Source organism: Streptomyces sp. NPDC002092, assembly GCF_053593775.1.
This window is the reverse complement of record NZ_JBSFDG010000010.1, coordinates 56,031-78,662: the sequence shown is the minus strand read 5'-3', so window position 1 is coordinate 78,662 and position 22,632 is coordinate 56,031. Positions and strand designations below refer to the sequence as shown.

General features: G+C 71.5%; 21 protein-coding genes and 1 pseudogene. 16 read left to right on the top strand and 6 right to left on the bottom strand.

Features of this window, described 5'->3' with window-relative positions; translation table 11 throughout:
* The first annotated feature begins 839 nt into the window (after positions 1-839).
* Both ACWCRD_RS23585 and mycP read left to right on the top strand, forming a co-directional pair.
* Complete coding sequence (locus ACWCRD_RS23585; protein ID WP_450967756.1) at positions 840-1,589, top strand: hypothetical protein; 750 nt, start codon at positions 840-842, stop codon at positions 1,587-1,589.
* Positions 1,586-2,752, top strand: a complete 1,167-nt coding sequence (gene mycP / locus ACWCRD_RS23580; RefSeq protein WP_450967755.1) for a type VII secretion-associated serine protease mycosin — start codon at positions 1,586-1,588, stop codon at positions 2,750-2,752. Before ACWCRD_RS23585 ends, mycP begins: the two co-directional genes overlap by 4 nt.
* Positions 2,753-2,765: 13 nt before the next feature.
* Here the strand turns inward: mycP and ACWCRD_RS23575 are convergent, their stop codons facing one another.
* The gene (locus ACWCRD_RS23575) at positions 2,766-3,659 is read right to left on the bottom strand and encodes a serine hydrolase (RefSeq protein ID WP_450967978.1); all 894 of its coding nucleotides are present in this window, start codon (positions 3,657-3,659) and stop codon (positions 2,766-2,768) included.
* Between the two features lie 153 nt (positions 3,660-3,812).
* Between ACWCRD_RS23575 and ACWCRD_RS23570 the strand changes: the two genes are divergently transcribed.
* The gene (locus tag ACWCRD_RS23570; protein WP_450967754.1) at positions 3,813-4,544 is read left to right on the top strand and encodes an SseB family protein; all 732 of its coding nucleotides are present in this window, start codon (positions 3,813-3,815) and stop codon (positions 4,542-4,544) included.
* A gap of 18 nt (positions 4,545-4,562) precedes the next feature.
* Here the strand turns inward: ACWCRD_RS23570 and ACWCRD_RS23565 are convergent, their stop codons facing one another.
* Positions 4,563-4,931 (bottom strand): DUF1844 domain-containing protein, encoded by a 369-nt coding sequence (locus ACWCRD_RS23565; RefSeq protein WP_450967753.1) that lies wholly within the window; start codon positions 4,929-4,931, stop codon positions 4,563-4,565.
* A 336-nt stretch (positions 4,932-5,267) separates the two neighbouring features.
* Here ACWCRD_RS23565 and infC point away from each other — a divergent pair.
* The 10 genes and pseudogenes from infC to ACWCRD_RS23515 all read left to right on the top strand — a co-directional run bounded on the left by infC (position 5,268) and on the right by ACWCRD_RS23515 (position 16,506).
* A pseudogene (gene infC, locus ACWCRD_RS23560) lies at positions 5,268-5,967 on the top strand (translation initiation factor IF-3).
* A gap of 111 nt (positions 5,968-6,078) precedes the next feature.
* Complete coding sequence (gene rpmI / locus ACWCRD_RS23555) at positions 6,079-6,273, top strand: 50S ribosomal protein L35 (RefSeq protein ID WP_004933563.1); 195 nt, start codon at positions 6,079-6,081, stop codon at positions 6,271-6,273.
* 100 nt (positions 6,274-6,373) lie between these two features.
* The gene (gene rplT, locus ACWCRD_RS23550; RefSeq protein WP_004933571.1) at positions 6,374-6,757 is read left to right on the top strand and encodes a 50S ribosomal protein L20; all 384 of its coding nucleotides are present in this window, start codon (positions 6,374-6,376) and stop codon (positions 6,755-6,757) included.
* 95 nt (positions 6,758-6,852) lie between these two features.
* Positions 6,853-7,695, top strand: a complete 843-nt coding sequence (locus ACWCRD_RS23545; protein ID WP_450967752.1) for a TrmH family RNA methyltransferase — start codon at positions 6,853-6,855, stop codon at positions 7,693-7,695.
* 55 nt (positions 7,696-7,750) lie between these two features.
* Entirely contained in the window at positions 7,751-8,887 is a 1,137-nt protein-coding gene (locus tag ACWCRD_RS23540; RefSeq protein WP_450967751.1) for an ATP-binding protein, read from the top strand.
* A 315-nt stretch (positions 8,888-9,202) separates the two neighbouring features.
* Complete coding sequence (gene pheS, locus ACWCRD_RS23535; protein ID WP_450967750.1) at positions 9,203-10,324, top strand: phenylalanine--tRNA ligase subunit alpha; 1,122 nt, start codon at positions 9,203-9,205, stop codon at positions 10,322-10,324.
* On the top strand, positions 10,324-12,837 hold the full coding sequence (pheT, locus tag ACWCRD_RS23530) for a phenylalanine--tRNA ligase subunit beta (protein ID WP_450967749.1): 2,514 nt from the start codon (positions 10,324-10,326) through the stop codon (positions 12,835-12,837). The genes pheS and pheT overlap by 1 nt, the downstream gene beginning before the upstream one ends.
* A gap of 305 nt (positions 12,838-13,142) precedes the next feature.
* Entirely contained in the window at positions 13,143-14,237 is a 1,095-nt protein-coding gene (locus tag ACWCRD_RS23525; RefSeq protein WP_450967748.1) for a PP2C family protein-serine/threonine phosphatase, read from the top strand.
* A gap of 314 nt (positions 14,238-14,551) precedes the next feature.
* On the top strand, positions 14,552-15,892 hold the full coding sequence (locus ACWCRD_RS23520) for a transcriptional regulator (protein ID WP_398959826.1): 1,341 nt from the start codon (positions 14,552-14,554) through the stop codon (positions 15,890-15,892).
* Positions 15,893-15,966: 74 nt separating this feature from the next.
* Complete coding sequence (locus ACWCRD_RS23515) at positions 15,967-16,506, top strand: NUDIX hydrolase (protein ID WP_344405642.1); 540 nt, start codon at positions 15,967-15,969, stop codon at positions 16,504-16,506.
* Positions 16,507-16,556: 50 nt separating this feature from the next.
* Here the strand turns inward: ACWCRD_RS23515 and ACWCRD_RS23510 are convergent, their stop codons facing one another.
* Together ACWCRD_RS23510 and ACWCRD_RS23505 are read right to left on the bottom strand one after the other, a co-directional pair.
* Positions 16,557-16,814 carry a hypothetical protein gene (locus ACWCRD_RS23510; protein ID WP_030945808.1) on the bottom strand — a complete coding sequence of 86 codons (258 nt, stop codon included), beginning with the start codon at positions 16,812-16,814 and terminating at the stop codon, positions 16,557-16,559.
* Between the two features lie 224 nt (positions 16,815-17,038).
* A complete protein-coding gene (locus ACWCRD_RS23505) occupies positions 17,039-17,914 on the bottom strand; it encodes a 3-hydroxybutyryl-CoA dehydrogenase (RefSeq protein ID WP_181922523.1) in 876 nt (291 codons plus the stop codon).
* Between the two features lie 185 nt (positions 17,915-18,099).
* Here ACWCRD_RS23505 and ACWCRD_RS23500 point away from each other — a divergent pair, with 185 nt between their 5' ends.
* The gene (locus tag ACWCRD_RS23500; protein WP_450967747.1) at positions 18,100-19,359 is read left to right on the top strand and encodes a glycoside hydrolase family 10 protein; all 1,260 of its coding nucleotides are present in this window, start codon (positions 18,100-18,102) and stop codon (positions 19,357-19,359) included.
* Between the two features lie 19 nt (positions 19,360-19,378).
* Here ACWCRD_RS23500 and ACWCRD_RS23495 read toward each other — a convergent pair whose 3' ends face one another.
* A complete protein-coding gene (locus ACWCRD_RS23495) occupies positions 19,379-19,573 on the bottom strand; it encodes a DUF1918 domain-containing protein (RefSeq protein WP_099927555.1) in 195 nt (64 codons plus the stop codon).
* Positions 19,574-19,668: 95 nt separating this feature from the next.
* Positions 19,669-20,619: a DMT family transporter gene (locus ACWCRD_RS23490; RefSeq protein ID WP_450967746.1), complete on the bottom strand. Its 951-nt coding sequence runs from the start codon at positions 20,617-20,619 to the stop codon at positions 19,669-19,671.
* Between ACWCRD_RS23490 and ACWCRD_RS23485 the strand changes: the two genes are divergently transcribed.
* The gene (locus ACWCRD_RS23485; RefSeq protein WP_450967745.1) at positions 20,618-22,051 is read left to right on the top strand and encodes an aminotransferase-like domain-containing protein; all 1,434 of its coding nucleotides are present in this window, start codon (positions 20,618-20,620) and stop codon (positions 22,049-22,051) included. The two genes, ACWCRD_RS23490 and ACWCRD_RS23485, sit on opposite strands and share 2 nt — an antisense overlap.
* Positions 22,052-22,186: 135 nt before the next feature.
* Positions 22,187-22,624, top strand: a complete 438-nt coding sequence (locus ACWCRD_RS23480) for a GNAT family N-acetyltransferase (RefSeq protein WP_450967744.1) — start codon at positions 22,187-22,189, stop codon at positions 22,622-22,624.
* Positions 22,625-22,632: the final 8 nt, after the last annotated feature.

The window sequence follows — 22,632 nt, the reverse complement described above, 5'->3', positions numbered from 1 at the left end:
GTGATCCGCGGCGCCGTGCCGATTCGGCTGCTGGTCGGATGCCTTCTGCGCGTGCGGCTTCGGGTTCTGGTTCGGCTGTTCCGCCGAGTCCGGATGCATCGGCTGGTTCGCGTGCGCCGTCGGGATCGTCGTCGCCGTCTGCTGATCCGCGGCGCCGTGCCGATTCGGCTGCTGGTCGGATGCCTTCTGCGCGTGCGGCTTCGGGTTCTGGTTCGGCTGTTCCGCCGAGTCCGGATGCGTCGGCCGGTCCGGGCACGCGGTCGGGTTCGTCGTCTGCGCCGTCCGCCGGCCCGTTGCACCGGCCTGAGTCGGCCGCGTCCGCGCCTCCCGCTCGTCCGGCGGGGGCCCCTGGCGGTTCGACCACGCCCCCGGCCCCCGTCGATCCGCCGCGGCGCCCCGGCTCGGCTGCCGGGCCCATGCCCCCTGCGCGCCCGGGTGCAGCCGCGCAGCCGGCCGGCCGTCCCGGCAGCACCCCGCCGGCGGCGGATGCCCGCCCGGGCACGGCCGCGCCGCCACCCCGCCCGTCCGCTGACCCCGCCGAACCGACCCGTCGGCCCGGCTCGTCCATGCCGATGCCGCCTGCCCGCCCGAGCTCGACCCCCGGCGCGGTCACGCCTCCCATGCCCTCCGCGCGCCCGAGCGTCGGCCCCGCATCGCAGTCGCCGCCCATGCCGCCCTTGCCTGGCACCCGGGTGGAAGGTCTGGGGCCCGACCCTGCGCTTTCCTGGAGTGCTCCGGGGGTGCCCGGCGGGGGACTCGGGGGCGGGCGGCCCGTGGTGTCGTTCGGGGAGCCCGAGGGGTACGACGAGCGGGTCCGGCCGCGGCCGCTAGGGGGGCGGGTGCGTTCGCGCACCGTCGCCGTCGCCGCCTGTGTCGTGCTCGGGCTCGGCCTCATCGGCGGGGCCGTGACCGGGAGTTGGCTGGTCGGCGGCTCCGGGGACGGCGGCGGCCAGGACACGTTCGCCGCGGCCGGGGATCTGTGGCACAACGTGCCCGTGGACCAGCTGTTCCCGCGCACCGTGCAGGGCACGGGTGCCGGACCCGGCGGCGCCGACCGGACCTGGACCCGCATCGCCGTCGCACCGGACAGCGGCTGCAAGGACGCCTTCGACCCGCTCCTGAAGAAGGCCCTCGCTCCGGTCGGCTGCCAGCGGCTGCTCCGCGCCACCTACACCGACGCCACTCAGAGCTTCGTCACCACCGTCGGCCTCCTCTTCACCGAGGCCGACACCGCATCCATGAACTCCCTCGCCAAACGCTTCCAGAGCCAGGGCCTCGGCACCCGCACCGACCTCATGCCCCGCCCCTACGCCGCGAAGAACACCGCCGCCGCCCGCTTCGGCAGCAAGCAGCGCGCCTCCTGGACCGTCTCCGTCCTCACCGACGCCCCCGTCGTCGTCTACGCCGTCTCCGGCTGGGCCGACGGCCGCAGCGTCGACACCCCGGTCCCCGCCGAGCAGGCCACCCAGACCGGCGCCACCGCGGCCCCCGCCCAGGCAGGCCTCGGCAACGAGGCCCAGGGCCTCGCCGACCGCATCGAACGGGCCCTGCGCAAAGACGTCACCTCGCCCACGGAGAACCCCTCGTGACGCGCCGCACCGCAGCACTGAGCGTCCTGCTCGCCGCCTCCCTCGCCCTGGTGCCGTCCACCGTCGCGCACGCCGACGGCATACGCGCCCAGCAGTGGGCCCTGGACGCCCTGCACACCCAGCAGGCCTGGCAGATCACCAAGGGCAGGGGTATCACCGTCGCCGTCCTCGACACCGGCGTCGAGGCCGACCACCCCGACCTAGTCGGCAACGTCCTGCCCGCCCAGGACATGATCGGTTTCGGGGCCGAGCAGGGGGACCGGGCCTGGGCCCGGCACGGCACGGCCATGGCCGGCATCATCGCCGGGCACGGACACGGCCCCGGCGACGCCGACGGCGTCATGGGCATCGCCCCCGAGGCGAAGATCCTGCCGGTGCGGGTGATCCTCGAGGACGGCGACACCGCCCGCGGCAAGGCCCGCTCCACCCGCGGCAACGCCCTCGCGGAAGGCATCCGCTGGGCCACCGACCACGGCGCCGACGTCATCAACCTCTCCCTCGGCGACGATTCCGCCTCCGCCCACCCCGAACCCGCCGAGGACGAGGCCATCCAGTACGCCCTGAAGAAGAACGTGACCGTCGTCGCCTCGGCCGGCAACGGCGGCGACAAGGGCGACCACGTCTCCTACCCGGCCGCCTACCCCGGCGTCATCGCCGCGACCGCCGTCGACCGCTTCGGCGTCCGCGCCTCGTTCTCCACCCGCCGCTGGTACGCCACCGTGAGCGCCCCCGGCGACAAGATCGTCATCGCCGACCCCGACCACAAGTACTACGAGGGCTGGGGGACCAGCGCCGCCTCGGCGTTCGTCTCGGGCGCGGTCGCCCTGATCAAGGCCGCCCACCCGGGGCTGGCCCCCGCGCAGATCAAGCAGCTCCTCGAGGACACCGCCCGCAACCCTCCCGCCGGCGGCCGCGACGACTCCCGCGGCTTCGGCATGATCGACCCGGCCGCCGCGATCAAGGCCGCAGGCCGCCTCAAGCCCAAGGGCCTGCAGGCGGTGTCGTACGGCGAGAAGTACTTCGGCCCCGGCCCGGACGCGTCCAAGTCCGGTGACGGCACGAGCGGCTGGGCGGCCCCGCTCGCGGGCAGCCTCGGCGGGGTACTGCTCGTCGCGGCTGTCGTCCTGTGGCGCGGCCGCCGCCCACGCTTCGACGGCTTCTGAGCTCGCCGGCCCCTCACTCCGGGACGGACGCGGAGGGCGAAGAAGCAGCGGACGAGGCGCCCCTCGCCGGCGCCGAAACCGCCGCCTTCGCCACCGACTCGACCAGCGAGATCCCCTTCACCTGCGTCGAGTTGCCCTTGGACAGCACGGCCACCAGGAGGTCGCGGCCGTCGGCCGTCACCCGCCCGATGCTGTTGACGCCCCACAGCCCGGTCGTGCTGCGCGGCAGCCAGCCGTTCTTCAGCGCCCACTTCGAGCCGTCGGCCGCCGCCGACACGCCCCACTGCTGATCGGCCTCGATCCGTCCCATCAGTCGCTGCAGATACGCCTGCGAGGCGTCGCTCAGCTTCGAGTCGTCCCCGAACACCTGCTGCAGCAGCGTGAGTTGATCGGCGGCCGTGGTCTGCGTCAGCCCCCACAGCATGCCGTCGCCGCCCGCGGTGTCCCTGAGCCCCAGCCGCTCGTTCGCCGCGTCGAGACCCTCCGCCCTGCCGATGGTTTGCCACAGCTCGGAGGCGGCGGTGTTGTCGCTGTTCTCGATCATCGTGGTGGCGTACGACTCCTCGTCCGCCGTGAGGTGCCGGCCCGCGTCCTGCGTCTGGAGCAGCAGCGCCGCCAGGATGTCGACCTTGACGATGCTCGCCGTGTCGAACGCGCCGTCCCCGTACGAGGCGCTCTCGCCCGAGTCCAGGTCCAGCACCGCCACCGACACCTCGGCGCCGTCCTCGACGGGCACCGACTTCACGGCCGCGGCCAGCAGCGCGTCGTGGTCCACCACCGCCGGCTCCGCCACAGGTTCCACGGTTTCCCTCCAGTCCGCCGTGCCCGAGGTGGAGGCCGACGCCGTCGCCGAGGACGATACGGGGCCCGCACCGGAGTGCGCCCGTGCCGGACTCCATCCCGCGATTGCTGGAGGCGGCGACTGTGCGTCCCGTCAGACAGAAGTCAGATGTGCGTCAGGGAAATCTGAGAAGGCCGTGAACCCTGTGAACCGGCGGATTCCCGGGCCGCACAAGCCCAGCAGCATCCCCCCGATATCCGCCCGATAGGGTCGGTGACCGTGGCGAACAAGAACATTCCCGACCCCGGGTTCTCCGACGACGACGGCACCGCCGACCCCCGGCTGACCGCCGCGCTCACCGCCTGGGCCGAGGACCGCACCGCTGTGGGCCCCGTCCTGGCGGCACTCAAGGGCGCCCGGCTGCTCGTCCCCGTGGTGGCCGTCCTCGGCGAGGTCGAGGAGGACGAGAACGGGCTGCGCCGCGAGAAGACCAGCGACATGGCCGTACCGACCCTCAAGGCCGGCTCCCGCACCGCCCTGCCGGCCTTCACCTCCACCGACTCGCTGGCCCGCTGGGACCCGGCGGCCCGCCCCGTCGCCGTACCCCTGCACCAGGCGCTGCAGGCCGCCGCGCACGAGAAGGCGGACACCGTGGTGCTGGACCTGGCCGGGCCGGTGCCGTTCGAACTGACCGGCTCGGCGCTGCTCGCGCTCGCCGAGGGCCGTACGACGGACGACCCGCTCGCCGACCCCGCCGTACGGGAGGCGGTACGGACCGCGGTCGCCGCCGAGCCCGCCGTGCTGCGCGCCCACCTCGGGCCCGGCCAGGCCGACGGCACCCTCGCCCTCGTACTGGACGAGTCCGCCGCACCCGCCGAGGCCGCCCGCGCCCTCGCGGAACGCCTCGCCGCCGACGAAACACTGAGGGCCCGCCTGGTGCGCGGCCTCGACCTGGCACTGCTGCCGGCCGGGGCGACGCCGCCGGGCGAGCCCTTGTACGTACGGGGGTAGTTGTTTTACTACCCGGAGCTAGCCGTAGATCGGGCCCGTGTACTTCTCGCCCGGCCCCTGACCCGGCTCGTCCGGGACGATCGACGCTTCGCGGAACGCCAGCTGCAGCGACTTCAGGCCGTCGCGCAGCGGCGCCGCGTGGAAGGAGCTGATCTCGGTCGCGCTCGCGTCCAGCAGACCGGCCAGCGCGGCCACCAGCTTGCGGGCCTCGTCCAGGTCCTTGTACTTGTCGCCCTCCTCGGTCAGACCGAGCTTCACCGCGGCGGCGCTCATCAGGTTGACGGCGACCGTCACGATCACCTCGACGGCGGGGACCTCGGCGATGTCGCGGGTCATGGCGTCGAAGTCGGCGGGGGACTCGGAAGACTCAGGAGGGGTGTCACTCATGCCTCACACGATAGGGCCCGGTGCGGGCCGGTTAGCACCACCCCCGGGTTGCTGCTAACCTTGTGTGACGACCGGCTGGACGCTCGCGTGTCCGGCCCACAAGTGGAGGCTCCGATCTCCCACCCGACCGTCCCCAGGGACGGCGGGTCACCCCGGTCAGGCGGCCACCATCGTTCCGTACGGACGATGGAGTCGCCCGAAAGCGCGCCCCGCGTCATCGCGGCGGTGCTCCGGTAGTGCTTTGGAGCCCCGCCTGTGATCGTCCGGGGCATTTTTCATGCTTCGGCGCGGTTAGGTCTAACGAAAGAGACATACGCGGCTGTCCGCCAGACCGCCGTGTGGTGCTAACCGAGGAGGATCCATCAGCGCCGAGCCCCGCATCAACGACCGGATTCGCGTTCCCGAGGTGCGACTTGTCGGTCCCAGTGGCGAGCAGGTGGGCATTGTCCCGCTGGCCAAGGCACTGGAGCTTGCGCAGGAGTACGACCTGGACCTGGTCGAGGTCGCGGCGAACGCCCGTCCGCCCGTGTGCAAGCTCATGGACTACGGGAAGTTCAAGTACGAGTCGGCCATGAAGGCCCGTGAGGCGCGCAAGAACCAGGCGCACACGGTCATCAAGGAGATGAAGCTCCGGCCGAAGATCGACCCGCACGACTATGACACCAAGAAGGGTCACGTCGTCCGGTTCCTCAAGCAGGGCGACAAGGTCAAGATCACGATCATGTTCCGTGGTCGCGAGCAGTCCCGGCCGGAGCTCGGCTACCGACTGCTGCAGCGTCTCGCGGAGGACGTCCAGGACCTCGGCTTCGTGGAGTCGAACCCGAAGCAGGACGGCCGAAACATGATCATGGTTCTCGGTCCGCACAAGAAGAAGACCGAGGCGATGGCCGAGGCCCGCCAGGCGCAGGAAGCCCGCAAGGCAGATGCGAAGGCCAACCCCGGCAAGTCGCAGAACGCCGCGGAGGCCGAGCATGCCGTGGCGACCGAGGACTCCGTGGAGACCGAGGCACCTGCCGAGGCTTCCGCCGAGGCGTGATCCCGGGGGACGCAAGTCCCCAGGATGTAACCGAAACACGAACGACGCTCCACCGTGCCCGGTTTTCGCGACCGGGCACCGGAGCGCCACCGACGAGGAGAGAACGGCGCTATGCCGAAGAACAAGTCGCACAGCGGTGCCAGCAAGCGCTTCAAGGTCACCGGCTCCGGCAAGGTGCTCCGTGAGCGCGCCGGCAAGCGCCACCTGCTCGAGCACAAGTCGTCCCGCGTGACGCGTCGCCTGACCGGCAACGCCGAGATGGCCCCGGGCGACGCCGCGAAGATCAAGAAGCTTCTCGGCAAGTGACGTGAGCGGCGCCCCACCGAGCGCCGTACGTCTGGACCGGGACCCAATCGTTTCCGGGCCGTGTGAGTCCAACCACGGCCCCGCTACAAGGAGTTAACAAGTGGCACGCGTCAAGCGGGCAGTCAACGCCCACAAGAAGCGCCGGGCGATCCTCGAGCAGGCCTCCGGCTACCGCGGTCAGCGTTCGCGCCTCTACCGCAAGGCCAAGGAGCAGGTCACCCACTCGCTGGTCTACAACTACAACGACCGCAAGAAGCGCAAGGGTGACTTCCGCCAGCTGTGGATCCAGCGCATCAACGCCGCTGCCCGCGCCAACGGCATCACGTACAACCGCTTCATCCAGGGTCTGAAGGCCGCGAACGTCGAGGTCGACCGCAAGATCCTGGCCGAGCTGGCCGTCAACGACGCCACCGCGTTCGCCGCGCTGGTCGAGGTCGCGCAGAAGGCCCTGCCGGCGGACGTCAACGCCCCCAAGGCGGCGTGACGCTTCTCGCTGCGCTGGCTTGAGCCGACGTGACTGTACGGACCCGTGGGTTGCTGCCCGCGGGTCCGTTTCGTTGAGTGAGTTAGGTGACCTTGATGCCTCCCGTTACCCCCGAGCTGATCTCCCCCCGTTCCCCCCGCGTCCTGGCCGCCCGGCGGCTCGCCAGGCGGAACTTCCGGAGCAAGGAGCGGCTGTTCCTGGCCGAGGGGCCGCAGGCCGTACGGGAAGCCGCCGGGCACGGGCTGGTGGAGCTGTTCGCCACGGTCGAGGCCGCGGAGCGGTACGCCGACCTCGTGGGGGAGGCCCGGGCCGTCGGGGCCCGTGTGCACCTCGCCTCCGAGGACGTCATCGCCGGCATCTCGACCACCGTCACGCCCCAGGGGCTCGTCGGGATCTGCCGGTTCCTGGACACGCCCTTCGAGGAGATCCTCGCCGCCCGGCCCCAGCTCGTCGCCGTACTCGCGCATGTGCGGGACCCCGGAAACGCCGGGACCGTGCTGCGGTGCGCCGATGCCGCCGGCGCCGAGGCCGTCGTACTGACCGACGCGTCCGTCGACCTCTACAACCCCAAGGCCGTACGGGCCTCCGTGGGCTCGCTGTTCCATCTGCCCGTCGCCGTCGGCGTCCCCGTCGAGGAGGCGGTCGAGGGGCTCAGGCGGGCCGGTGTGCGGATCCTCGCCGCCGACGGGGCAGGGACCGACGACCTGGACGACGAGCTCGACAAGGGCACCATGGGCGGGCCGACCGCCTGGGTGTTCGGGAACGAGGCGTGGGGGCTTCCGGAGGAGACCCGCGCACTCGCGGACGCCGTGGTGCGCGTCCCGATCCACGGGAAGGCCGAGAGCCTGAACCTGGCCACCGCGGCCGCCGTATGTCTGTATGCGTCGGCCCGTGCACAGCGCGCCTCCACAGGGTGCCGTTCCGTCACCGACAGCTAGTAGGGTGACCAGCTCGGGGGCCACCTGCGCCGTCTGAAGGGTGGGGTTGCGGGGAATGAGTGTCGGCACGAGCAGGGCACGGGAATCACGGGACGCGCGGCGCGCGCCCGCGCCCCGGCACGGCGATCTCGCCGAGCTCGGCATCGACCCCGACGAACTGCCCGACGGCCTCGTCGTCGCCGACGAGCACGGCCATGTCATCTGCTTCAACGCCGCCGCCGAGCGCATCACCGCCGTCCCCGCCCGGGACGCCCTCGGACAGCGGCTGGAGAAGGCGCTGCCGTTAGAGGACCTGGAGGGGCGGCGCTGGTGGCAGCTCACCGACCCGTACGGCGGGCTCGCCATTCGCCGGCGGCAGCCCGAGCGGAATCTGCTGCTTCCCGGTGGACGGGAGGTCCTCGTGTCGGCCCGGTACGTCCGCAGCGAAGCCGCCGGCCCGGTCCGCCGCGTCGTCGTCTCGCTGCGCGACACCGAGGCCCGCCGCCGCACCGAGCGCAGCCACGCCGAGCTGATAGCGACCGTGGCCCATGAACTCCGCTCGCCCCTGACCTCCGTCAAGGGCTTCACCGCCACGCTCCTCGCCAAGTGGGAACGGTTCACCGACGACCAGAAGCGGCTGATGCTGGAGACCGTCGACGCCGACGCCGACCGGGTCACCCGGCTCATCGCCGAGCTGCTGGACATCTCGCGGATCGACAGCGGGCGGCTGGAGGTGCGGCGCCAGCCCGTCGACATCGGGGCGGCCGTGGGGCGGCACATCCAGGCGTACGTCGCCGCCGGGCAGCCCGCCGACCGGTTCCTCCTCAGGATCGAACAGCCGCTGCCCTCGCTGTGGGCCGACCCCGACAAGATCGACCAGGTGCTCAGCAACCTGCTGGAAAATGCGGTGCGGCACGGCGAGGGAACCGTCACGATTGACATCACGGCCACGGAGTCCCCCCGAGAGGACGAGGACACCGGCACGTCGGTCACGGTGAGCGACGAGGGGCCCGGCATCCCGGAGGAATCCATGAACCGCGTCTTCACCCGCTTCTGGCGGGGCAGCAAGCGCGGCGGCACGGGCCTCGGGCTCTATATCGTCAAGGGCATCGTCGAGGCCCACGGCGGCACCATCACGGTCGGCCGCGGCCCCCAGGGCGGGGCGGAGTTCCGATTTACGTTGCCCGTGGCGGCCCCGGCGTATCTCACCTGAGAGCCGGAGAGCGGCCCACGGGCGCATTCGTACACCTGAGGGCCGCTCCCGGACCGGGCGCCCGGCGTGCGGCGTCTGGCACCGCACCTCGCCGCGTTGCCGGAAGCCCCTAGTAGCTCCGCTACGAGGACCTTCCGGCGCCTTGCGCTGCACGGCACCGGACGCCGCACGCTGATCGGACGCCCGGTCCGGCAGCGGCCCTCCACCCCGTTAGACTCGGCCTTTGGCACCTTTGTGTCCCATGGACGGCCCTCTGACCTCTGTGTGAGTCGGTGACGGGGACCTTCAGCCAGCCAATCGGAAGCACGGGAAGAGATGTCGGCACCGAATAAGTCGTACGACCCTGTAGAGGTCGAGGCGTTGAAACCGGAAGAGATCGAGCGCATGCGGGACGAGGCGCTCGCCGCCTTTGCCGCCGCGGACTCCCTCGACGCGCTCCAGGAGGCCAAGGTCGCCCACACCGGGGGCACCTCCCCGCTGGCCCTCGCCAACCGCGAGATCGGCGCCCTGCCCCCGCACGCCAAGGCCGCCGCCGGCAAGCTGGTCGGCCAGGCCCGAGGCGCCGTGAACAAGGCCCTCGGCGCCCGCCAGGCCGAGCTGGAGGCCGAGCGGGACGCGCGCGTGCTGGTCGAGGAGTCGGTGGACGTCACGCTGCCGTACGACCGCGTACCGGCCGGCGCCCGCCACCCCCTGACCACCCTCTCGGAGCGCATCGAGGACGTCTTCGTGGCCATGGGCTACGAGGTCGCCGAGGGCCCCGAGATCGAGGCCGAGTGGTTCAACTTCGACGCCCTCAACATCGGCCCGGACCACCCGGCCCGCGGCGAGCACGACACCTTCTTCGTCGAGGGCCTCAAGGGCGGCACCGAGTCCGGTGTCGTACTGCGCACCCACACCTCGCCGGTCCAGATCCGCTCGCTGCTCAATCGTGAGCTGCCGGTGTACGTGATCTGCCCGGGCCGGGTGTACCGCACCGACGAGCTGGACGCCACGCACACCCCCGTCTTCCACCAGGTCGAGCTGCTCGCCGTGGACGAGGGCCTGACCATGGCCGACCTCAAGGGCACCCTGGACCACATGGTCCAGTCCCTGTTCGGCGAGGGCATGAAGACACGGCTGCGGCCCAACTTCTTCCCGTTCACCGAGCCGTCGGCCGAGATGGACATGGTGTGCTACGTCTGCCGCGGCGAGTCCGTCGGCAACCCCGACCGCCCCTGCCGCACCTGCTCCTCCGAAGGCTGGATCGAGCTGGGCGGCTGCGGCATGGTCAACCCGCGGGTGCTCACCGCCTGCGGCGTCGACCCGGAGAAGTACAGCGGGTTCGCCTTCGGGTTCGGCATCGAGCGGATGCTGATGTTCCGCCACAACGTCGAGGACATGCGAGACATGGTCGAGGGTGACGTCCGGTTCACCCGGCCGTTCGGGATGGAGATCTGATGCGGGTCCCGCTTTCTTGGCTGCGGGAGTACGTCGACCTGCCGGCGACGGAAACCGGCCGTGACGTCCAGGAGAAGCTCGTCTCGGCGGGGCTCGAGGTCGAGACCGTCGAGCACCTCGGCGCCGACCTCAAGGGCCCGCTCGTCGTCGGCAAGGTGCTGACCATCGAGGAGCTGACGGAGTTCAAGAAGCCGATCCGCTTCTGCACCGTCGACGTCGGCCAGGCCAACGGCACCGGCGAGCCCCAGGAGATCGTCTGCGGCGCCCGCAACTTCGCCGTCGGTGACAAGGTCGTGGTCGTGCTTCCGGGTGCCACGCTGCCCGGCGGCTTCTCGATCTCCGCGCGCAAGACCTACGGCAAGACGTCCCACGGCATGATCTGCTCCAGCGACGAGCTGGGCATGGGCGACGACGGCACGCACGGCATCATCGTGCTGCCGCCGGAGGCCGAGGTCGGCAAGGACGCCATCGAGCTGCTCGAACTCGTCGACGAGGTCCTGGACATCGCCGTCACCGCCAACCGCGGCGACTGCCTGTCCATCCGCGGCGTCGCCCGCGAGACCGCCATCGCCTACGGCCTGCCGCTGCGCGACCCGGCCCTGATCGACGTACCCGGCCCGAACGCGTTCGGCTACCCGGTGCAGGTCTCCGACCCGCTCGGCTGCGACCGCTTCACCGCGCGCACGGTCACCGGGCTCAGCCCCGAGGCACGCTCCCCGATCTGGCTGCAGCGCCGGCTGCAGAAGGTCGGCATGCGCCCGGTCTCGCTCGCCGTCGACGTCACCAACTACGTGATGATGGAGCTCGGCCAGCCGCTGCACGCCTACGACCGCTCGCTGGTCCAGGGCACCATCGGGGTGCGCCGCGCCGAGCAGGGCGAGAAGCTCGTCACGCTCGACGGCGTCACCCGCACCCTGGACGCCGAGGACCTCGTCATCACCGACGACCGCGGTCCCATCGGCCTCGCGGGCGTCATGGGCGGCGCCAACACCGAGATCGCCGACCACGACGACACCGAGAACTCGACGAGCGACGTCGTGATCGAGGCCGCGCACTTCGACGCGGTCTCCATCGCGCGCACGGCCCGCCGCCACAAGCTGTCCTCCGAGGCGTCCCGCCGCTTCGAGCGCGGCGTCGACCCGCAGGCCGCGGCCGCCGCCGCACAGCGCACGGTCGACCTGCTGGTGCTGCTCGCGGGCGGCACCGCCGAGGCCGGTGTCACCGAGGTCATCACGCCGTCCGCCCCGCACACCATCACCGTCCCGGCCGACCACCCGGACAAGGTGGCGGGCGTCGACTACGGCCGCGAGACCGTCGTACGGCGGCTGCAGGAGATCGGCTGCGACGTGTACGGGCAGGACGAGCTGATCGTCACCGTGCCGTCCTGGCGGCCCGACCTCCTGGAGGTCAACGACATCGCGGAGGAGGTCATCCGCCTGGAGGGCTACGAGAACCTGCCCTCCACCCTGCCCAAGCTCCCCTCGGGCCGTGGCCTCACCCACCGGCAGCGGCTGCACCGCCGGGTCGGCCGCGCGCTGGCCGGGGCGGGCTATGTCGAGGCGCCGAACTACCCCTTCGTCAGCGAGCAGGTCTTCGACCAGCTGCTGCTGGAGGCCGACGACCCCGGCCGCCGCGTGGTGAAGCTCACCAACCCGCTCAGCGACGAGGAGCCCGCGCTCCGCACGTCGCTGCTGCCGGGCCTGCTGGGTGCCCTGCGGCGCAACAACGGCCGGGGCTCGCACGACCTCGCGCTGTTCGAGACCGGGCTGGTGTTCCTTCCGCGCGAGGAGCAGAAGACCGCCGTGGCCCTGCCCGTCGACCGGCGTCCCACCGACGAGGAGATCGCCGAGCTGAACGCCGCGCTGCCGGAGCAGCCGCGCCACGTCGCCGTCGTCCTCGCCGGCGCCCGCGAGCAGGCCGGCTGGTGGGGCAAGGGCCGTCCGGCGGACTGGGCCGACGCGGTCGAGGCGGGGCGCGTCGCCGCGCGGGAGGCCGGAGCCGAACTGATCGTCCGCAAGGGTCAGTACGGTCCGTGGCACCCGGGTCGCTGCGCCGAACTCGTGGTCGTCGTCGACGGCACGGAGACGGTGGTCGGGCACGCGGGTGAGCTGCACCCGCGGGTGGTGAAGTCCCTGGGGCTGCCCGAGCGCACCAGTGCGATGGAGATCGACCTGGATGTGCTGGAGCAGGTCGGCAACGACACCCCGCAGGCGCCGGGCATCTCCACGTTCCCGGTGGCCACGCAGGATGTCGCGCTCGTCGTCGACAAGTTCGTGCCGCACGCCGAGGTTGAGGCTGCGCTGCGGGACGGGGCGGGTGAACTGCTGGAGGGCATCCGGCTGTTCGACGTCTATGAGAACGCCGAGCAGTTGGGTGAGGGGAAGAAGTCGCTGGCGTATGCGCTGCGGTTCCGGGCGCCGGACCGGACCCTGACCGTTGACGAGGCGTCTGCGGCTCGGGATGCGGCGGTTGCCCTCGCGGGCGAGCGTGCGGGAGCGGTGCTTCGGGGTTAGTTCGTTCGCCCAAGAGGCGGGGGGCTGTTGTTCGTTGGCGGCTGCGGGTTGGTTGTGGCTGGTCGCGCCCACGCGGCGGTAGCCGCACATCCAACACAGCCCCGCGCCCCTTGAAGGGGCGCCACAGTTCCCCCTGTGAATATGCTCCCTACCTGCATAAATGCGGATGGCCTGGAGGTTGTCACTCATTTGGGTGGCAACTTCGGGTGATCTGGCCCTGTCCGGCCATGGCGTGGACAGAATCGGACCGGCCTTTCGGGGTCGGTCCGTCTGTGCTTCAGGGCCTGAGTGGGGGGCCAATCGGCATGATCCGCATCAAGGCTGGTGTTCCCCGCGGGGCGGGGCGGCTGCCGTTGCGCCGGGTGCTTGCGCTGGGGCTGCCCGCGGTGTGGGGCGCCATGGCGGTCACGTACAGGCTGACCTGTCCGCTCGCCCAGCAGAACGGGCTGGGGGCACGCATCGGCAGCAGTGCCGTCTTCTTCGCGGTCGGGACCGGACTGATACTCCACGTCCGGCATGTGATGCTCCGCGAGCTCAGAGAGGTGCGGCAGGTCGCGGGGGCCGCGCAGAGTGTGCTGCTGCGGCCGCTGCCGCCGCGGATCGACGGGCTGAACATCGCCGCGGCACAGCTGTCCGCGGACCGCTGTGCGGCCATCGGCGGCGATCTGTACGAGGTCATCGCCACCGAGCACGGTGTGCGGGTCGTGATGGGCGATGTGCGCGGCCACGGACTCGCCGCCATCGGTACGGTCGCCGCCGTGCTCGGCAGCTTCCGCGAGGCCGTGCACGACGAGGCCGAACTCGGCAGTGTGCTGCGGCGGCTGGAGCGGGCGCTGGCCCGGCATCTGCGCGAGCGGGCCCGCGCCGAGCATCCCTCGGCCGGAGCGGAGCCGGACAGCCCGGTCGCCGAGGAGTTCGTCACCGTACTGCTGCTGGAGATCCAGCCGGACGGCGAGGTGCACGTCCTCAACTGCGGGCACCCCTGGCCGTATCTGCTGGGACCGGCCCGGGCCGAACTGCTGACCCGGGCCGAACCGCTGCCTCCCCTCGGGCCGTTCCCGTTGCCCGCCGAGCTGCCCGCCCTCCCCTGTGGTCGGCTGCTGCCCGGCGAGGCGCTGTTCCTGCACACGGACGGTGTCGAGGACGCCCGGGACGGACGTGGCCGGTTCTTTCCCCTGCCGGCCGCGCTCGCCGAGGCCGTGGGTGCCGGGCCGGTCGCCCCGCAGTCGGTGCTGCGCACCGTCTTCACCGGGCTGCTGCGCCACGCAGGGGGAAGACCCGCCGACGACGTAGCGCTGCTGGTCCTGCGCAACGACCGCCGCCATCTTTTAGGGGCGCGGGGCGCTGTTGAATCTGCGGCTACCGCCGCGGGGGCGCGACAAGCCACGACGCACCCGTAGTCGACAACGCGCCCTTTACGCCATGGCGCTTAGTCGCACCGCCGAGCTGCCGCAGGCACAAGCTGCCGCCGGCGCACCGTCCGCCCCGCCACGGAGTGTCGGGCAGGCAGCTGGGCGGACGGCGCGGAAGCGGGCCGCCGCACTGTACGAGGGGGAGCCGGCGGCCCGGCCGGCCTCTTGCGAGGCATTTCAGTCAACCGGCTGGAAACTCTCCGCGACAGTGCGCGTACGCTGCGGATTCGAGCACTCCGTTCACACCCCGTGTGAAGCCGTTCGCACTACGCTGACGGCACCGAGCGATCCGGGGGGCACCCATGCAGCCCAACACTCTGCTCGACGCGATCCTGGACGAGGCCGGGATCTCGCATGCGGGGCTGGCGGCACACGTCAATCAGGCGGGGCGGGCGCGCGGCCTCGCGCTCCGGTACGAACACACCGCCGTAGCACGGTGGTTGAAGGGGCAGCGGCCCCGAGGGCAGGTGCCCGACCTGATCTGCGAAGTGCTCGCGGGACGCCTGCACCGCCCGGTCACCCTGGACGACATCGGCCTCGGGGTGCCCGGCGAACCGTCCACCCCGCACGGCACCTCGCTGTCCGGCTTCGTCGAGCGGGCCACCGCGCTGTGGCGCTCCGACGAGCAGCAGCGCCCGCACATCCTGGGTGCGCCCGCGGTGACGGGCACGCCCGCGGTCATGCCCGTGTGGGAGTGGGAGAACCCGCCCGAGGACGTGGATGTCTCGCGCGGCGGCCGGCACCGGGTCACCCCCGGCGATCTGGAGATGCTGCGCGCGGCCCGTACCCACTACGAGCAGATGTACCGCAAGGCCGGCGGCATAGCCACGCGCACGCGGATCGTCGGCTTCCTCAACGCCGAGGCCGCCCCGCTGCTGCGCGGCAGCTACACCGACGCCACCGGCCGCCAACTGCACCGGGCCACGGGCGGACTGGTGGCCATCGCGGGCATCTGCGCCTACGACTCCGACGCCCACGGGCTCGCCCAGCGCTACTTCCACCAGGCGCTCAGGCTGGCGAAGGCCAGCGGGGACCGGGGCCTCGGCGCCTATGTGATCGCACTGCTGGTCAACCAGGCGCTGTTCATGCGGGAGTACCGCCAGGCGGTCGCCTTCGCGGAGGCCGCGCTGCGCGCCGCCGGCAAGCACATCACCCCCGCACTCGCCTCCGATCTGTACGCGATGCAGGCCAAGGCGTACGCACACCTCGGCGACGGCACGAGCGCCCTGTCCTGCATCCGGCGTGCCGAGCTGGCCGCCGAACGCATCCGTCGCGGGTACGAACCCGACGAAACCGGCTATGTCCAGCCGGGTCTTGTCAACGTCCAGGTGGCGGAGGCACTGCTCAGCCTCGGCGAACTCGTGGCCGCGGGGGAGCATGCCGCGGCGGCCGTCGACAACCCCGCGCACGATCGCGGACGGGTGCACCGGCTCGCCATGCTCTCCACGATCGAACTGCGCCAGGGCAACGCCGACAAGGCCGTGGCCACCGCGGTGCAGATGGCCGAACAGGCCCGCGGAATGGAGTCCCAGCGGCTGCGCGACAGACTCCGCGCGGTACGCGAGTACCTGGTCCGCAGCGGCTGTGCGGGCACCGCCGAAGCCGCCGAACTCATCGACGGGGCACTGCGCGTACCGCTGTAGACAGGTTCCTGAGCGCCGACACTTACGGTCCCTGCTGCGATATTGCCACTTACTCGACGGAAGGTGGCAGAACCGTGCAGTGGACGAAACAGAACGAACAAACTGTGTATGAAAACCGCTGGTTCACCGTCAACCTGGCAGATGTGGAACTGCCGGACGGGCGGCACCTGGACCACTTTCTGATACGGCTGCGGCCCGTCGCCGTGGCCACGGTGGTGAACGAGGCCAATGAAGTCCTCCTCCTGTGGCGCCACCGCTTCATCACCGACAGCTGGGGGTGGGAACTCGCTGCGGGCGTGGTCGAGGACGGCGAGGACATCGCCGTCGCGGCCGCCAGGGAACTCGAGGAAGAGACCGGCTGGCGACCGGGACCGCTGCAGCACCTCATGAGCGTCGAGCCGTCCAACGGCCTCACCGACGCCCGGCATCACATCTACTGGGCGGACGAGGGCGAGTACGTCGGACATCCCGTGGACGACTTCGAGTCGGACCGCCGGGAATGGGTACCCCTCAAACTCGTCCCCGACATGGTCGCCCGCGGCGAGGTCCCGGCCGCCAACATGGCGGCCGCGTTACTGCTCCTGCACCACCTGAGGCTCGGGCAGGACGCCTGAGTCCGATTCCCCCACCGCGCCCACCCTGATTCCCCCCACGCCCTTGTCCCTCAGTGGCCCAGGGCTTGCCATACCGTCACGACGAGCGCGCCCACTGCCGTCAGTGCCGCGACCGCGGGCAGCGGCCAGCGGGCGTGCTCCAGGGCGATGATCCGTGCGCTGAGATCGTCGACTTCCTTGTGTGTCTCCTCGGTGCGATGGTTGAGCAGGGCCAGCCCTCCCTCGACGCGCGCGTACGCGACATCGAGGCGGCGGCGTAACTCTGCGAGTTCTCCATGGACCACGGGATGCTCCGGGTCGGCGGTCACGAGTCCGCTCCTTTCCGTAGTCGTCACATCCCTTGCATTGCGCATGGAGAGTCAACTCGCCTGGTGGGTGCGTGGGGAGCGTGTGCGACGGGCATATGCGGGCCCGGCGCGCACACGGTGTGTGAATGGCACAGGCCCGGCACTCCGAAGAGTGCCGGGCCCGTGTCGGTCGCACTGTGTAATCATCACCCTGGAACGGGCACTGTGCAAAACGCCGGCCGAGGTCAGCCGTAGGTGTAGAAGCCCGAGCCGGTCTTGCGGCCGAGCCGGCCCGCGTCGACCATGCGCTGGAGCAGCGGGGGAGCGGCGTACAGGGGCTCCTTGTACTCGGCGTACATCGAATTGGCGATGGACACGATGGTGTCCAGGCCGATCAGGTCCGACAGCTTCAGCGGGCCCATCGGGTGGGCGCAGCCCATCTCCATGCCGTTGTCGATGTCCTCGCGGCCCGCGATGCCCGACTCGAACATGCGGATGGCGGACAGCAGATACGGCACGAGCAGCGCGTTGACCACGAAGCCGGAGCGGTCCTGGGCACGGATCGCGTGCTTGCCGAGGACCTTCTCCGCGAACAGCTGCGCCCGGCCGAGCGTGCCCTCGGAGGTGGTGAGGGCCGGGATCAGCTCGACCAGCTGCTGCACCGGGGCCGGGTTGAAGAAGTGGATGCCGACCACGTGGTCGGGGCGGGAGGTGGCCACCGCCAGCTTCACCAGCGGGATGGAGGAGGTGTTGGAGGCCAGGATGGCGTCCGGGCGGGTCACCACCTGGTCGAGCACCTGGAAGATCTCCGTCTTCACCTGCTCGTTCTCGACGACGGCCTCGATCACCAGATCACGGTCGGCGAACTCGCCCAGGTCGGTGGTGAAGCTCAGCCGCGCCTGCGTCTCGTCCCGCTCCTGCTCGGTGATCTTGCCGCGTTCGGCCGCCTTGCCCAGGGAGCTGAACAGCCGGGTCCGGCCGATCTCCAGTGCCTCCCCGGTGGTCTCGGCGACCTTGACATCCAGACCGGCCCGGGCGCACACCTCGGCGATGCCCGCTCCCATCTGGCCACAGCCGACCACTCCGACGCGCGAGATGTCTCCCGATGGGAAGTCCGTCACATCGACCCCTTCGCTGATCTACGAATGCGGCAGCGCCCCGGTGGTTCGGTGCCTGCTCCAAACCTGCACGTTACCTCCGGCGATCGTTGATCGATCGTTCGGGTCCGCGTGGCAGCCTGACGCGGGAGGTGGCCCGGGTCGAGAATCTCCCCCGGTCACGCACATCGGCGCATGGAGGTACGGGAATGCTGCACCGTAGGTCTCGGCTGTCGCGGCGGGCGTTCGCAGCGACGGCCCTGTCGGCTCTCGTGGCGGGGGGCGGTGCAGTGGCGGCGAATGCCGCGATGGCGGGCGGCGACTTTGAGCGCCGGCGGCCCGTGCGGGAGATGCGCGGCGTCTGGGTGGCGACCGTCGCCAACCGGGACTGGCCCTCCAAACCGGGGCTGACCGCGGCCGAGCAGCGGGCCGAGCTGATCGCCATCCTGGACCGCGCCGTGCACGACCGCCTCAACGCCGTGATGTTCCAGGTGCGTCCGACGGCCGATGCGCTGTGGCCCTCCCCGTACGAGCCCTGGTCGCAGGTCCTCACCGGCACCCAGGGCCAGGACCCGGGCTGGGACCCGCTGGGCACGGCGGTGAAGGAGGCCCATGCCCGCGGTCTGGAACTGCACGCCTGGTTCAACCCGTACCGCATCGCCAACCACACCGACGTGACGAAACTGGTCGCCTCCCACCCCGCGCGCAAGCACCCGGAGTGGGTGGTGCCGTACGGCGGGAAGCTCTACTACAACCCGGGGCTGCCGAAGGTCCGTGCCTTCGTGCAGAACGCGATGCTCGACGCGGTGCGGAAGTACCCCGTGGACGCCGTCCACTTCGACGACTACTTCTACCCGTATCCCGTGACCGGCCAGACCTTCGACGACGACGCGGCCTACGCCCGCCACGGCAAGGCCTTCCCCGACCGGGACGCCTGGCGCCGCAACAACATCGACAGGCTGGTGTCCGGGATCGCCACGCGGATCAAGCAGGTGCGGCCGGGCACGCGCTTCGGCATCAGCCCGTTCGCGGTGTGGCGCAACGCCGCCACCGACGCACGCGGCTCCGACACCCGGGCGGGCGTGCAGACGTATGACGACCTGCACGCGGACACCCGCAAATGGGTGCGGGAGCACTGGATCGACTACATCGCCCCGCAGGTCTACTGGAACATCGGCTTCGCCGCCGCCGACTACGCCAAGCTGCTGCCCTGGTGGTCGGAGGTCGCGCGCGGCACCGGGACGCACGTGTACGTGGGGGAGGCCCTGTACAAGGCCGGCGACCCGGCCCAGTCGGCGGCCTGGCAGGACGTCGCCGAACTCTCCCGCCACCTCACCCTGGCCAAGAACCATCCGCAGGTGCGCGGACACATCTTCTTCGCCGCCAAGGACGTGGCGGCGGACCGGATCGGCGCGATGGCACGGGTGGTCGCCGACCACTACCAGCAGCCGGCGAGGCCCCCGCGCTGATCCGCGCCCGGCGGAGCGCTCAGTGTTGGATTTCCCTGTGGCGGATCTCGGTGTCCGGGCCGGGTGAGCAGATGCCCGTGTGCCCGTCCTCGAAGCGGACGCGGTACGGAGGGTTGCCCTCCTGGCCCAGTACTTCGACGATCTCGCCGACCTTGTCGTGTTGGCCGACCACCCTGCCGTGCTGGACAAGCTGGTCGCCCACGGTTGCACGCATCTGTAGGGCCTCCTCACCAGGTGCGGGAGCAGCGGTCCGTGGCCTTGAGTCTACGGCGCGGGGCCACGGTTGGAACCGGCGCGTACCTGCGCCGCTCAGCCCCGCGCCCGCTGCGTGACGGCGATGCACACCAGCACCGCCGCGGCCGTCAGCGGGGCGGCCACCGTCAGGTGCTCGCCCAGCAGCAGCACCGACCACACCAGTGTGAGCAGGGGTTGGGCCAACTGCAACTGGCTGGCCTTGGGAATGCCGATCGCCGCCATCCCCCGGTACCAGACGACCAGGCCGAGGAACTGGGAGCCCGCCGCAACCCACAGCAGCCCGGCCAGGCTGTGCGCACTCAGCCGTACGGGCTCGTACGACAGTGCCAGCGCGGCGGCCGGCATGCTCAGCGGCAGGCACAGCACCAGCGCCCAGCCGATGACCTGCCAGCCCGGCATGACCCGGGCCAGTCGGCCGCCCTCGGTGTAGCCGGCCGCGCACACCAGCAGGGCGCCGAACAGATACAGGTCCGCGGTGGTCAGCGCGCCGCCGCTCTGCTGCACCGTGAAGGCGACGACCGCGGCAGCGCCCGCGAGGGCCGCCGTCCAGAAGGTGCGGGAGGGGCGGGTGCCCATGCGCAGCGCGGAGAACAGGGCGGTGGTGAGCGGGAGCAGGCCGACCACGACGGCGGCGTGCGCGGTGGTCGACGTCTGCAGGGCCAGCGTGGTCAGCAGCGGGAAGCCGACGACGACTCCGGCGGCGACGACGGCCAGGCCCGCCAGGTGCCTTCGGCCGGGCAGCGGCACGCGCAGGGCCAGCAGACAGGCCCCCGCGATCAGCGCCGCGAGAACGCTGCGCACGGCCACCAGGGACCAGGGTCCGAAGCCCTCCAGGCCCCAGGCGGTGGCGGGGAAGGTGAGGGAGAAGGCGACCACGCCGAGTGCGGCCAGGAGGGTGCCGGCGCGACGGTTCGCCGCGGTCACCTGGGTGCTCGCGAAGGCGGGCCGGGTTTCACTGCCGACCGCTATCCGACTGGTGGCAGTAGCGCTACTCTGTGCTCTCATGCAAGAGCGTAGCAGTGTCGGTGAACTGGTGCAGCAGCTGCGGCGGGAACTGGACCGCTACTCTCCCGGTGGAAAGCTCCCGTCGAGCCGGTCCCTCGTCGAGCGGTACCGGGTCAGTCCGGTGACCGTCTCGCGCGCCCTCGGGCAACTGGCCGCCGAGGGTCTGGTGGTGACCCGGCCGGGCGCCGGAGCCTTCCGCGCCGAGCCGCGCGGCGGGGCCGCTCCCTCCGGTGACACCTCCTGGCAGGAGGTCGCCCTCAGCGCGGACGGCGCCGCCGACCTCGTACCGCGCTCCGTGGACGCCTCCGGGGTCACGGTCTCCCTCGCCGCCCCGCCGCCCGGAGTCGTCGAGTTCAACGGCGGCTATCTGCACCCGTCCCTGCAGCCGGAACGGGCGATGGCGGCGGCCCTGTCCCGGGCGGGCCGCCGCCCCGGCGCCTGGGGGCGGCCGCCGATGGAGGGGCTGCCCGAACTGCGCGAGTGGTTCGCGCGGAGCATCGGCGGCCAGGTCACCGCCGCCGGCGTGCTGATCGCCGCGGGTGGCCAGTCCGCGCTGACCACCGCGCTGCGCGCGCTCGCCCCGCCCGGTGCGCCGGTGCTCGTCGAATCGCCCACATACCCCGGGATGCTGGCGATCGCGCGGGCGGCCGGGCTGCGGCCGGTGCCGGTCCCGGTGGACGCGGACGGGGTCCGGCCCGAGCTGCTTGCGGACGCGTTCCGGGCGACCGGCGCGCGGGTCTTCGTCTGCCAGCCGTTGTTCCAGAACCCCACGGGTGCCGTGCTCGCCCCGGAACGGCGCGGGGAGGTGCTGCGGATCGCCCGCGAGGCCGGTGCGTTCGTCGTCGAGGACGACTTCGTACGGCGGCTCGTGCACGAGGACGCGGGGCCGCTGCCGAGCCCGCTGGCCGCCGACGACCCCGACGGAGTCGTCGTCCACGTCTGCTCGCTCACCAAGGCGACCTCGCCCAGCTTCCGGGTGAGCGCGCTGGCCGCCCACGGGCCGGTCCTGGAACGGCTGCGTGCCATCCAGGTCGTCGACACCTTCTTCGTCCCCCGCCCGCTCCAGGAGGCGGCCCTCGAACTCGTCGGCTCGCCCGCCTGGCCGCGTCATCTGCGGGCGATCTCCCAGGAGTTGATGGCCCGCCGTGACGCCATGACGACGGCGCTGCGGCTGGAGCTCCCCGAACTGTCCCTCCCGCACATCCCCTCGGGCGGCTACCACCTGTGGCTGCGGCTGCCCGACGGCACGGACGAATCCGCCCTCACGGCTGCGGCGCTGCGTGCGGGGGTTGCGATCACGCCCGGCCGTCCGTACTTCAGTGCGGAGTCTTCGGCGGCGCACCTCCGGTTGAGCTTTGCCGCGGTCGCGGGCAGCGGGGAGATCGCGGAGGGGGTGCGGCGGTTGCGGGTGGCTTGCGATGAGGCGTTCTAGCGCACCGGCGATTGTGCGGGCGCGGGTCGTCCCCTGAAGGCCGCTACAGAACCGTTGGCAGGGATGCACCGGCAACGCCCGTACACCGGCGAAAACCGCTCGACGCCTCCGGGCCCGGCCTGCGAGCCTCCCGACATGACCGACGCCCCGAGCCTTCCCGAAGGCTATGAGTTCTCCACCGACTTCGACCGTCTCGACGTCGACCGCGTCCACCGGTGGCTGGCCACCGACGCCTACTGGGCCAAGGGCCGGGCGCGCGAGAAGCAGGAGCGGGCGATGGCCGGATCGCTGAACTTCGGGGTGTACGACATGGTTTCCGGTGAGCAGGTCGCCTATGCCCGGGTCATCACCGACCGAGCGACCTTTGCCTGGTTGTGTGATGTCTACGTCGACCGGTCCGTGCGCGGGAAGAGCATCGGTACGGCCATGGTGGGCGCTGTGCGCGATCACCTGGAGCCGTACGGGCTGCGGCGGATCATGCTCGCCACCGCCGACGCGCACGGGGTCTACGCGAAGCTCGGATTCGAGCCGCTGGCGCAGCCGGACATCTGGATGGCCCTCGTTTTCGAGTGACTTGTCCG